The 13,100-nt window shown below is 63.0% G+C and carries 7 protein-coding genes; 3 read left to right on the top strand and 4 right to left on the bottom strand.

The annotated features are described in order from the left end of the window. Positions 1-16 precede the first annotated feature (16 nt). The 4 genes from ACLQ62_RS07555 to ACLQ62_RS07540 form a co-directional block, all read right to left on the bottom strand. Entirely contained in the window at positions 17-1,498 is a 1,482-nt protein-coding gene (locus tag ACLQ62_RS07555; RefSeq protein ID WP_411721034.1) for a gamma-aminobutyraldehyde dehydrogenase, read from the bottom strand. A 79-nt stretch (positions 1,499-1,577) separates the two neighbouring features. Then, positions 1,578-2,987, bottom strand: a complete 1,410-nt coding sequence (locus ACLQ62_RS07550; RefSeq protein ID WP_411721046.1) for an NAD(P)/FAD-dependent oxidoreductase — start codon at positions 2,985-2,987, stop codon at positions 1,578-1,580. Continuing rightward, entirely contained in the window at positions 2,987-4,648 is a 1,662-nt protein-coding gene (locus ACLQ62_RS07545; protein WP_411721033.1) for a hydantoinase B/oxoprolinase family protein, read from the bottom strand. The genes ACLQ62_RS07550 and ACLQ62_RS07545 overlap by 1 nt, the downstream gene beginning before the upstream one ends. A 3-nt stretch (positions 4,649-4,651) precedes the next feature. Then, complete coding sequence (locus ACLQ62_RS07540) at positions 4,652-6,700, bottom strand: hydantoinase/oxoprolinase family protein (protein ID WP_411721032.1); 2,049 nt, start codon at positions 6,698-6,700, stop codon at positions 4,652-4,654. Between the two features lie 268 nt (positions 6,701-6,968). On the opposite strand from ACLQ62_RS07540, the gene ACLQ62_RS07535 reads away from it, so the two are divergent. The 3 genes from ACLQ62_RS07535 to ACLQ62_RS07525 form a co-directional block, all read left to right on the top strand. Then, positions 6,969-8,612: an ABC transporter substrate-binding protein gene (locus tag ACLQ62_RS07535; protein WP_411721031.1), complete on the top strand. Its 1,644-nt coding sequence runs from the start codon at positions 6,969-6,971 to the stop codon at positions 8,610-8,612. 113 nt (positions 8,613-8,725) lie between these two features. Continuing rightward, positions 8,726-10,126, top strand: coding sequence for an APC family permease (locus ACLQ62_RS07530; RefSeq protein ID WP_411721030.1), 1,401 nt, complete (start codon positions 8,726-8,728; stop codon positions 10,124-10,126). Positions 10,127-10,986: 860 nt separating this feature from the next. Continuing rightward, positions 10,987-13,100, top strand: a 2,114-nt coding sequence (locus ACLQ62_RS07525) for a glycosyl hydrolase 53 family protein (protein ID WP_411721029.1), incomplete at its 3' end; no start/stop codon positions are given.

Here is a 13,100-nt window from a genome sequence, read left to right as displayed (position 1 = left end):
CCTCACCCGCTTCGTGTCAGTTGCCCGGGTTGCGGAAGATCGTGCGGTGCCAGTCGCGCCGCGCGGTCCCCGTGCGGTCGTACATCACGTGCTTGACGATCGTGTACTCATCGAACGAGTACGTCGACATGTCTTTGCCGAACCCGGACTGTTTCATTCCGCCATGGGGCATCTCGCTGATGATGGAGATGTGGTCGTTCACCCAGACGCATCCGGAGCGGACCTGCTGCGTAGCGTTCAGTGCGCGGTAGAGGTCGCGCGTCCAGACCGAAGCGGCGAGGCCGTACGGTGTGTCGTTCGCGAGCCGGATGGCCTCGTCGTCTGAGTCAAAGGCCATGGCGGCGAGGACAGGGCCGAAGACTTCTTCACGGACGATTTCGCTGTTGGGGTCTGCGTCGGCGATCAGGGTGGGCTCGTAATAGAAGCCGGATGCCAGAGCGCCGCCAGGGCTGCGTCCACCGGTCACGACGCGGGCTTCTCTCCTTGCGCGCTCGACCATGGCGGCGACGTGATCCCGGTGGTTTCTTGAGATCAGTGGCCCGAGATCTGTGTCGTCCACCGACGTCGCTCCCAGGACGACTTTCCGGTAAAGCTCAGCGACCCCGTCGACGAAGTCCCGGTAGAGGGAACGGTGGACGATCGCGCGGGTGGCAGCGGTGCAGTCCTGTCCGGTGTTGATCAGGCTGCCAGCCACGGCGCCGTGAATCGCCGCTTCGAGGTCTGCATCGTCGAAAACCACGAATGGAGCTTTGCCGCCCAGCTCGAGGTGCACTCGTTTCGCACTGGTGGCGGCGGCTTCGAGCACGGTCTTGCCGACCCGGGTCGAGCCGGTGAACGACAGCATGTCGACGTCCGGATGCTGCAGCAGCGGCGCGCCGACCTCGGAGCCGGTTCCGGTGAGAACGTTCACGACACCAGGCGGAATTCCGGCCTCGGTCGCGATCTCAGCGAACAGCAGGCTGGTCAACGGCGTCAGTTCTGACGGCTTGAGCACAATAGTGTTACCGGCGGCAATTGCCGGGAGAATCTTCCAGCCCGCCATTTGCAACGGGTAGTTCCACGGGGAGATCGACCCGATCACGCCGATGGCTTCGCGACGAATAGACGATGTGTGAGATCCAGAATACTCCCCCGTCGCCTTTCCTTCGAGATTCCGAGCGGCACCGGAGAAGAATGCCACGTTGTCGATGGTGCCGGGCACATCGAACTCACGGGCGAGTCGGATCGGTTTTCCCGCCTGGCGGCTCTCCAGCTGTGCAATCTCTTCCGCTCGCGATTCGAGCAGTGTCGCGAATGTCGTGAGCGCTCCAGATCTCTCGGCGGGTGTCGCCGAGGACCAGCCGGGAAATGCTGCCTTGGCGGCAGCCACTGCTCGGTCGACGTCGCCGGAGTCGGCGTAGGACACCGTCGATACGGCTTCACCGTTGGAGGGATCGCGGACGACGGCGGTATTTCCGGACGACGAGTGGGAAAGGGTGCCGTTGATGAACTGGCTCATGAGTGTGTCCTGCTTTCGGTTCACGGTCGACGCTGGGACGTCAGGTTCTGATGGTGCTCACTCGAGCCGCCGACTCGGGTCAGGAATCGAACCCGATGCCCAGGGCGTCCATCGACTTCAGCCAGAGGTCGCGCCTGCCTTCCTGGCGGTCCGCCTTGGCCATCGATCGTCTCGTCAGATTGACACCAACCGACCGCACAGGCTCCGGCGGGAACGGAACCGGTTGGCTGCGGACCATCTTCAAACGGGTGCGCTCTGTCTCACTCTGATCGAGTAGGTCGACGAGCACGTCCGCCGAGAAGCGACTGGAACCCACTCCCAGACCCGTGTGACCGAGCACATAGGCAACCTGTCCCCGCAGTGCAGTCCCGTAGAAGGCGTTGAAACGGGTGCTGCTGTCGACCACGCCACCCCACGAGTGTCCTATTTTCACGCCGTCCAGTTGCGGGAACGTTGTCAGCAGGTGATCGGCGAGCGTACGGAATGTCTCCGGACGTTGATCCAATTCCGGGGACACTTTGCTGCCGTAATGGTAGATCGCGTCGTAACCTCCCCACAGAAGGCGGTTGTCGTCGGTCAGCCGGTAGTAGTGGAACTGGTTCGCCGAGTCTGTCAGCCCCTCCCGGTCTCTCCAGCCGATGGAGTCGAGCGTTGCGGGGCTGAGAGGTTCGGTGGCGATCGCGTAGTCATAGACGGGGATAGCTGCAAGCCGGAGCCTCGCCAACAGGGGCGTGAAGGCGCTTGTGGCGAGAACGACGCGCCGCGCGTGGATCTGCGCATACGGGGTCGTCACTGCAACCCGGTCTCCCCGTCTTCTCAGGTCGAGGCCGGGCGTGTTCTCTGCAACGTGCACGCCTCGTTTGAGCAGGACGCTGAGGAGTCCCTCGGCAAGACGAACCGGGTCAACGAGAGCGGTACCTGTCGGATCCCACAAACCACCGAGGTACGTCGGCGAATTGACACGGTCTCTCACTTCGGTGCTGGTCAACGGGGTAAGCGTGCGGCCGAACCGGGCCGAGAGAGCGGCGGCACTGGCCACTCCGGACACCTGGTACGGTTCCGTGGCGAGCAGGATCTTGCCACTGCGCACGAACCCACAGTCGATGCCGTAACGCTCGACATCGGCCTCATATTCCTCGAGGTTCCGCATGCCGAGTCGTTCCAGCTGCTCGAGCTCCTCAGGCCAGCGAGAGTACCCGTTGGCGAGGCCGTGGGTGAGGCTGTACGAGACGAAACCGCCGTTACGGCCTGACGCCGCGCCAGCGACTCGCTCCGCTTCGATGAGCTGGATCGTCCACTCGGGGTGCCTCTCGCTCGCCCGGAGCGCGGCCCACAGCCCACCCAAGCCGCCCCCGACGACGAGCAGGTCGCAGCTCGAATCGTCGACGAGCGTCGGCTGCGGCACCCGGTGTGATTCGGCCGCCCAGACGGACGCCGGCCGAGTGTGCTCGAAGGCGCTCATCGACTCGCGCGAATGCGTCGTCACCATCACGAAAGCTCCAGTCGTTCGTTCCTCAGGTCGAATGCGACGAGGTCGTCGCTGCGGTCCGCGATGTCGCCGAAGCCGCCACCGCCCGCGGTCTCGACTCTCACGATCGTTCCCGGTGCCAGCGTGGTGGAGGTTTTCGCCGGCAGATCGACGATCTGGCCGTCAGGATCGATGACCGTGATGCGTGTTGAGCGCGCGTCCCCTCCCCCGGCCGCTCCGCGCGGGCTGAAGCTTTCGTGGGTCTGCTCCGAGTAGAAGGTCACTCGTTGCGGATGGTCGAGGATCTGGTATTCGCGACGCAGGCCGAGTCCACCGTTGTGTTCCCCGATGCCCTGGGAGCCTGGCAGGAATTCGGTCTTGAGGATTCGAATCTGATAATTGGTCTCGACGACTTCTGCTGGCATCACGCCCACGTTCGACATGTATGTGTCCACCCCGTCGATGCCATCTCCCAGGCTGGTTGCGCCGGTCCCACCCCCTACGACGTCGGCCATGACCGACGGTCGTCCTGTCATCGGATTCGTGCTGCCGGCATTGAAGCAGAAGAAGCTGACCGTGCTGCTGCCCACGGCCTTCTCTGGCCACATCTGCGCCATCGCGCGAATCAAGGTGTCGGCGAAACGCTGACACGTGTTGTGCCGAACAGAGACTGCCGCGGGCGGGAGCGGATTCAGGACGCTGCCGGCTGGGGCATCGATGTCGACCGCACGAAGCAGGCCGTCGTTTGCGCCGAGATCCGGTGCCACCACGGCGCGGACTGCGTAGACGATCCCGGCTCGCGCACTCGCCCATGGGACGTTCATCGCTCCAGCGACTTGAGGGTCGGACCCGGACAGGTCAATGAACAAACGGTCACCGCGCTTCTCCACCCGGGCGTGCACGCGTGTCGGATTTCCAGCACGACCGTCGTCGTCGAGGAACCCTTCAGCCTCGCCGGTCCCGTCGGGAAGTCCGAGGAGAGCGGTCTTAACGCCGCGCTCGACGACGTCGAGCATCCGGTCCATCACGGTCGTCACCGTCGCGTCGCCGTACATGTCGGCGAGTTCGCGCACGCGTTCTTCCCCGAGCCGACAGGCGGCGCGTTGCGCGCGCAAGTCGCTGACAGTGCTCAGCGGGTCACGGATGTTCTCGGTGATGAGAGCGATCAGGTCTTCGTTCTCTTCACCGGCAATCGACAGGCGGATCGGTGGCAGGATGAGGCCTTCACCATAGACATCCTCGAGTTCTGGCCCCTCGCTCCCAGGGTTCACGCCGCCGACGTCGACGTGATGCGCGGCGGTTCCTGTCCACGCCGTCAATTGTCCGTCGAAGAAGATCGGAGCCACCACGTTGACATCCGGCAAGTGCATCGCTCCCATGAACGGGTGGTTCGAGATGAATGCATCGCCTGGGACGATACGACCCTTCCATTTGTCGATGACCGCCTTGACGACGAGGGACATCGCTCCCAGCTGGGCAGGGATGTAGTCGGCCTGGGCTACAAGATCACCGTCGGCAGTGAAAATGGCGCAGGAAAAGTCATCCATGTCCCGGATGATCGGACTGTAACTTGAGCGCTTCAACACGCTCCCCATCTCCTCGGCCGCGGATTGCAGGGCCGCCGCGATGACTTCGAAGGTGACCGTGTCGATTCGGACCGACTGAACTGGCGTTGTAGGCATGTGCTATTTCTCCGTAACGATGAGGTCGCCGTTGGCTGCGACCGTTGCGGTCTGGCCGTCGAGGATGACAGTGGTCGAGTCCATCTGCTGGACAATCGCTGGCCCGTCGAAGACGTTCCCGAACTGAAGTAGTGCCCGGTCGAAGACGGCCGTCTCCACCTCGGCCGTATTGCCCGGCAGCCACACCGACCGTTTGGCCACCATCGCCGCGTCCGCGGACGGACCCCCGTTGACGGCCGCTACGGTTTGCGGTTGGCGGTGGAACATTCCGGAAACCGCAATTCGCACAGTGACCAGCTCGACGTCCTCGGCTCGATTGGCATGGCCATACAACTCTTCGTGCGCCTGGTGGAAGAGCTCCGGAACACGTTCGAGCCCCGCGGCGTCCCATCCGTCGATGGGGATGTTCAACTCGAATCCTTGTCCGAGATAACGACAGTCGACTGATGCGCTCACCGTGATTGCCGACTGCTCAACGCCATCGGCGATGATCTGAGTAATGGCCTTGTCGGCAGACTGCGTGAACCACTCGGTCAGTGACGGAATCCCGGCGGAGGTGAAGGTGGAGAGAACGGTCTGCGCGTCGTCGTTGCGCAGGCCGGCGACGAGAAGACCGTCCGCCGAAAAGAGACCCGGTTGGCGGGGAACGATCACTGCTTTGAGGCCGAGGTGGCGAAGAAGGAGTCCAGCGTGCAATGGACCCGCCCCACCGAAGGGGACGAGAGTGAATTCCCGCGGGTCAAGGCCGCGCTCAACGCTGACTTTGCGCACGGCGCGAACCATGTGAGCCAGCCCGATGGCCAAAATGGCGTCCGCGGCTTCGGTGGTCGTCATACCCAGTGGCTTCCCGACCCTGTCCACCGCCGTCGCCGCTGCGTCGCGGTCCAACACGAGCTTGCCAGCCAGTTCGCCTGTGCCCAGCGTGCCCAGGACCACGTGGGCGTCAGTGATCGTCGGTTCGACTCCCCCTCTGCCGTAGCACGCCGGGCCGGGAGACGCCTTGGCCGACATCGGGCCGACGCGGAGGCGGCCGGTTACATCCGCCCAGGCGATACTGCCACCGCCGGCACCGATGGTGTGGATGTCAACGGTCGGCGCAAGGAGGACGTGATCCTGAATGATCTGTGACGTCGTGAAAGGTGCGATCGCACCGCGGACGAGACAGACATCGGTGGACGTTCCACCCATGTCGAGGCTGATCACATTGTCGATTCCGTGGTCAGCAGCGAGCGCGATTAGACCGGACACGCCACCGGCAGGGCCAGAAAGGACAAGCCGGTGAGCGTGCTCCTCGGCCCGGCCAGCGGGGACGCTACCCCCGTTCGACTGCATGACGAGGAAAGGGGCGTTCAAAGCGGTGCCCGATATGGCGTCGGCTGCCCGTTCAAGGTAACCGCCGACGACCGGTCGAAGCGCCGCGTTGATCACGGTGGTCGCGGTTCGCGGATACTCACGAAACTCCCTGGCGACGTCGCTCGACAAGGTGACCGGAGTACCCGGAAGCGCCTGGGTCAATGCGGCACCGATTCGACGCTCATGGTCATCGTTGAGATAGCTGAAAAGAAGACTCACAGCGACCGCTTCGGGCTCGAGTTGCACGATCCGGGCCACGACGCGATCGATCTCCGCATCGGTCAGCTCTATCAGAACCTCCCCTTTGCTCGTCAGGCGTTCCGCAACCTCAATGCGGGCATGACGCTCGACGAGCTCGTTGGGTCGCTCAGGGGTCAGGCTGTAGACGGATGGACGATTGGACTGGCGGTAACCCATGACGTCGCGAAAGCCCTGCGTCGTGACAAGCGCAACGCGTGCGAGGTTCCCGGTCAATGTGGCGTTCGTGGCGACTGTCGTCCCGTGGCACAGCAGCGACACCGCATCAGCAGCCATCCCTTGATCGATAAGAGCCGTGACGGCATTGGCGAGCCCTCGGGAGGGGTCATCGGGTGTCGACGCCACTTTGGCCACGATGGCTCGGCCATCGACCGATCGTGCGATTGCGTCTGTAAATGTTCCGCCAGCATCGATGCTGACGGTCCAGGTTGGTTGTGTCACTGAGAACACCTTTCGAGCGAGGTCTGGCGCCGGACGGAGTGGTGAACGTCTGGGATTCCCAGTAGACGGGATCCAGGCGGCGACCGTCATGCGTCATCTGACGGATAATTGCCACTGAGTTCGGCTGACAAAAGGAGCGACCAGCATCGACGAATACTCTTCGGCAGATCGTCTTGAAGCGACGATCGACCTCAATGGCCGGGTCGTCCCCCGAGACACACGGTCTGAAGTCCCGCCTGAACTTGTGGGGTTCGCCCGCGGGTTTCTCGTGACTGACCGCGACGTCGTACGGTTCCTCTGGCGCAGCGGGAGCCGTTGGTACGGCATTCGGTTGGACCGCGTCAGGCGCCGGGAACACGGACCGGACCAGGCGATCCTCGTCGGTTCCCTCATTTCGCTTCCGCGTGGAATCACCAGTCGCGAGATCGACGTTCTCACTTTGATCGCGCTCGGTCTGACAAATGTCGAGGTTGCTCAACGTCTGGGAACACAGTCGCGTACGGTATCGACTCAGATCGAGAGGCTGCTCAACAAGCTCAGCCAGACCGGCCGTGCCGGCCTCGCTGCAATCGCCGTGGACTCCGGCCTCATCGTCCTCCCCATCCCCGGCGGAGCTGAGGGTGTCACGTCGATCGTGCAGGTGAGCATCCAGCAGAACGCCGCGACGATGGACACCTCAAGCGCCGGACGAGAGTCTCTCGACGTGTCGTTTCCCGCTCGAGCCCCGTTTCTCCTCGGCACGGTGGCCCCCTTGTCTGGACCAGCGGGCGCGGACGGCATCGAGCTGGTTCGTGGCAGCACCATGGCCGTCAGCGAGATCAATGCTCGCGGCGGAATCGATGGGCGGCTGATCGAACATGTCACCGAGGACGCCGACATCTTCAATCCCGACGCCGTCCGTAGAGCCTTCGAGGCGCTTTTCGCACGGGGAGTTGACGCGATCACGACGAGTTATCTCAGCGCAGAGAACCCGTTCGTCCTGGATCTCGTTGCCGACTATGGGCGGCCCTTCCTCCACACGGCCACCCTGGAGAGCCAGGTAGAACTCGTCCGGGCGCAGCCGACCCGGTACTCAGCGGTTTTCCAGACCTGTCCGTCAGAGAAGTATTACCGGCTCGGTTTTTTGCGATTGATCAACGAGCTCGCCAACTCCGGCAAATGGCGGCCGCTGACCCGACGGGTCGTCGCGATCGAAGTGGACGTGGCAAGCAGTCAGATCGCCAACGACGACCTCCGAGTCGCCCTTACCGATGACGGCTGGGATGTGGCGGACGTCGTACGCGTACCGCTCAAACAGGCGAACTGGACAGATATTGTGGCCGACATCGCTCGGCACGAACCCGATGTCGTTCTGGTCACTCATTTCCTTGCCGACGAAATCGTGGCGCTCCAGGCACAGATACACCGAAGCAAACTGAAAACGCTTGTCTATTACGTGTACGCGGCGTCGATTCCTCAGTTCCAGCTCCGCTCCGGTGAGGCAGCTGAAGGAGTGATCTGGTCGACCGTTACGGGACGGTACGACGACGCCATGGGGCAGCGTTTCCAGCGTGAGTTCCTGACTCGGTTCGGAGAAGAGCCGGGCTGGTCTCAAGCGAGCGCCGCTTACGATCAGGTGTATCTGCTTGCCGCCGCCTGGACTGAGGCCGGATCGGGGAACCCGCGAAAGGTGAGCGACCACCTCCGCAAATCGGTGTATCGCGGTCTTAACGGGGTCTACTTCCTCGGATCGCCGGGTCAGGCGGCATTATGCTACCCGGACGAGACCACTGATTCTTCTCTCGGGCAGGCCCTGATGACCTTCCAGATCCAGTCGGGGCAGCCGGTCATCCTCGGTCCGAACTCGAAGGGCAGCGTGGCCGCATTCCGCTCTCCATGGGCAACGGAGCATCCCATCTCGCAGAACGCGTGAACCGTCCGTCATCTGACGTATGACACGGACGGCGAAGTCGGTCACTCTTTCTTCACCGCTGTTGCGCTGTGGTTCCCCGCCTCGCGCGACCTCCAAAGAAGGAGAATTTCACAGTGAACCCAGAGCCATCTGCATCCCGTCCGACTGAGGTCAACCTGAAGAGGGTGCTGGGCCTCGGATCAGCCGTCATCTTCGGCCTGTCCTACATGATTCCCCTCACCGTCTTCACAACGCTTGGCATCGCGAATGTCATGACGGAGGGCAACCTCCCCAGTGCTTACGTCATTACGATGATCGCCATGGTTTTCACGGCGCTGAGTTACGGCCACATGATCAAGGCGTATCCGCTGTCCGGCTCGGCATACACGTTTGCCCGCAAGTCATTTGGAGGCAGCATCGGCTTCATAACAGGGTGGGCGCTGCTGCTCGACTATCTGTTGCTACCGATGGTGACTTACCTTGTCATCGGGATCTACCTGAATGCGGCTTTCCCGGCTGTTCCGTTAGCCGTATTCTTCATCGCATCGCTCATCGTGGTGACCACGCTGAATGTGATCGGGATCCGTCTTCTCTCCCGCGTCAATGTTGCCCTGCTCGCCTTCCAGGTCTTCTTCCTGGCCATCTTTGTCGTGATGTCCATTGCGACGATCTCCGGAACCAACCTGCCCTCGTTCGCAGAGGTCTTCTTGAACGACCGGACGAACTTTGCTCTCCTGTTGTCGGGTGCAGCACTTCTCTGCTTCTCGTTTCTCGGGTTTGACGCGGTTTCGACTCTGGCCGAGGAAACGAAGAACCCTACGCGGACCCTTCCCCGAGCCATCATGCTTGTGACGGTTATCGGCGGCACGCTCTTCATCGCGCTCGCCGCGCTTTCCAATCTCGTGTTCCCTGATTTCAACGCCTACACGAGCGTGGATTCCGCCTCGCTTGATGTAATGGGCGCCGCCGGCGGTGCTTTCCTGGTCAATCTCTTCACGGCTGCATACGTTGCGGGTTGCTTCGCATCGGTCATGGCATCGCAGGCGGCGGTATCCCGAATTCTTTTCTCGATGGGGCGTGACGGCGCCCTCCCCAAGCGAATCTTCGGTTACCTGCACCCGAAGTTCCGGACCCCGTCCAACGCCACGCTGCTGGTCGGGGTTGTCTCCTTCGCCGGGCTGTGGGTGGGATTGGAGACCCTTTCTACGCTTATCAGTTTTGGCGCTCTCGTTGCGTTCACTTTCGTCAATCTGTCGGTGATCAAGCACTACATCGTGGACAGCCGCAAGAGGTCGGCGTCGGATATTCTGCGGTACGGAATTGCGCCCGGAGTTGGCGTGCTGCTCTCGCTGTGGCTATGGACAAGCCTCAGCATGAATGCGTTCGTCATGGGATTGGGATGGGTCCTCATCGGATTCGCCTACCTCCTCTACCTGACCCGCTTCTTCACCCGCCGCCCGCCCGAACTCGACATGTCGGAGCAAGAGAACGCCTCGCACGAGGATGAGGATCCTGCGAAGCGCATACTTGCCTGACGCGGCTTTTTGATCCGGAGCCTTCACGGCGTTTACGTCTTGCGTTGTGCGCGACGAGACAAAAGGTGGGCGTCCACAGGTCGAGTATCCCGTTCCGACTGGGCACAGTGCGGCTAGAAGCGGCACCGCGACTCGTCGGACGGCATCGACCGACCTACCTCGTCGTCGTCGGTCCTGCGGTCTGTGGACCGCACCGACGGCACAGGAACGCTACCCCACACGCGATGCCGCCGCGCGCTGGATCGACCGGGAGCGTGTACGGGGCTTTGCACGAGTTGGCAAGCCCTAGGTTTCTTTGAACTGACTGAGTCGCTACCGAGCCGCCGGGCGGCTGATCTCCCGAGTGGATACTGAGGCCTCGCGAATTCCGCGACCTCGTGGAAGCCGCACGGAGAGGCAGCGAAACCAGCGGACTCCCGTCAATGGCCGATGTTTCGACTGCGCTTGGCAGTGACATTCGCTTGGCTTACTGTGATCGCTCCCAGCATTGTAGCTGTGCTGGCGCTTGAAAAACTTTGGCCCTAGCGCTTGACTATCAAGAAAGTCCACTCAATACTGAGACCGATCTCAGTAATAGTAAATCGCGGGGCTACACCGTTCGCCGGCACGCCGGCAGGAATGGGACTGAATGAACAAGACAGGCACGCGCGCACTCACAGCGCTGGCGACTACGACGCTGCTCTGGACGGGCTGCGGCTCGACCCCGACGGACTCCCTGTGGGCCGGGCGGCTAGAAGCATAAACCCGTCCCGCACACCGCGTTCGGTTCACCAGGACGGAACGAAACCGCAGCGCCGCGGATCCCCGACGCCCTCACGGGCGGCGACCGTCGAGGGCTGCCGAATGAGAGGGCACAAATCGTGCACAAGCGGTACAAAAGAGCAACCTCAGCCGCGCTCGCGGCGTCGCTCGCCACCCTGATAGCGATACCCACGGGTGCCTCCGCAGCCGTCACGGCAGAACCGGGCGACGGACAGGTCGAAGCGGGCATCTTCGTTGAGAAGGTTGAAGGGCTCTCGCCCGGCTTCGCGAACGGCGTCGACGCATCAACCGTGTTGTCACTCGAGGAAAGCGGCGTAGTCTTCCGAGACGCCGCGGGCGCACCCGCCGACTTGTTCGAGGTGCTGGCCGACCACGGCGTGAACACGGTGCGCGTAAGAGTCTGGAACGATCCGTACGACGCATCCGGCAGGGGATACGGGGGCGGGAACGTGGATGTCCCCCGAGCGGTCGAGATCGGGCAGCGCGCGACCGCCGCGGGGCTCAGCGTGCTCGTCGACTTCCACTACTCCGACTTTTGGGCCGACCCGGGTCGTCAACTCGCGCCGAAGGCCTGGGCAGGATTGTCTGACGCCGAAACGGTGACCGCCTTGCACGACTTCACGGCAGACGCGCTCCAGGCATTCGAGGACGCAGCGGTGGACGTGAGCATGGTGCAGGTCGGAAACGAGACGAACAACGCCATCGCCGGGCACACTCGACCGAGCCGCGAGATCGATGCCCAGTTCGCGTCGCTCATCGCAGCCGGCAGCGCCGCAGTGCGCGAAGTGCTGCCAGACGCACTGGTCGCCGTGCACTTCACGAACCCCGAGACGCCCGGCCGCTATGCGACCTATGCCGCGGGCCTGGCGGCATTCGGCGTGGACTACGACGTGTTCGCGAGCTCCTACTACCCCTACTGGCACGGCACGATCGAGAACTTGACGGCGGTGCTGAGCGACATAGCGACCACTTATGGCAAGAAAGTCATCGTCGCCGAGACGTCGTGGGCACACACTCTTGAGGACGGCGATGGCTACGGGAACGTGATCGGGGCGAGCGGCATCACGGGGCAATATCCGGTCAGTGTGCAGGGTCAGGCGACCCAGCTCCGCGACGTCATCGCCGCGGTTGCCGCCGTCGGGGATGCCGGGATAGGCGTCTTCTACTGGGAGCCGGCATGGCTGCCGGTTGGACCTCCCTCGGAGCTTGAGGCCAACCGCGCCCTCTGGGAGCGCGACGGCTCGGGCTGGGCAACGAGCGCAGCAAGTGACTACGACCCTATGCACGTCGGAGAGTTCTACGGCGGCTCGGCCTGGGACAACCAGTCGCTTTTCGCGTGGGACGGGACTCCGCTCGAATCACTGCGCACGTTCCAGTACGTCTACACCGGAGCCGTCGCGCCGCGTGAGATCGTGTCCGTCGAGCAGGTGGCCCTCACGGTGACGGAAGGCTCGCCAGTAGAGTTGCCCGAAACGGTCACGGTCACCTACAACGACGGAACCACGGAGAATCCGTCAGTCCAGTGGTCAGACGCCGCCGACTGGATCCGCGGACCCGGTACGTACTCTATCCCCGGCGTCAGCGACACCGGCTTGCAGGTGATCGCGTCCGTCGTGGTTGAGGCGCAGAACTTCGTGCAGAACCCCGGCTTTGAAAATGCCGATATGAGCGCGTGGCAGCTCACAGAGCCCGCCGCGCGCCAGGAGACGGCTGACGCCTTCGCAGGCGAGCACGCCGTGACGTTTTGGAGCGGCTGGGCTTACCAACCATCGGCGTCGCAGACCCTGACTGACGTTCCGGCTGGCTCATACACCGTGCAGGCGACAACGCAGGGAACAAACAGCCCCTCCACCGACAGACGAGTGCTGACAGCAACGACCTCGGTGGGCTCCTGGAGCGTCCCTCTGGTGTTCACGACATGGAACGCATTCCACACTGCCACGCTGCCCGGGGTGGTCGTCGGCGCCGACGGCAATGTCCAGATCTCAGCGTCGTTCTCGCTCTCGGCTGGCGCATGGGGCGTGCTCGATGATGTGCGCCTGTCCGTCCCGGCGACTACCGAGTCGGTGGACAAGACTGCTCTCGCGACGGCAGTTGCCAACGCCAAAGCCGTCGATCGCTCGCCGTACACCGAGGCTTCGGTCGCCGCCCTCGACCGGGCCGTTGCGATCGGCGAAGTCGTGATCTCGGGATCGCAAGCGACGTCAAAAGA

Source organism: Mycetocola sp. (assembly GCF_046716805.1).
GTDB lineage: Bacteria > Actinomycetota > Actinomycetes > Actinomycetales > Microbacteriaceae > Mycetocola_A.
This window is presented reverse-complemented; position numbering and strand designations above follow the sequence as displayed.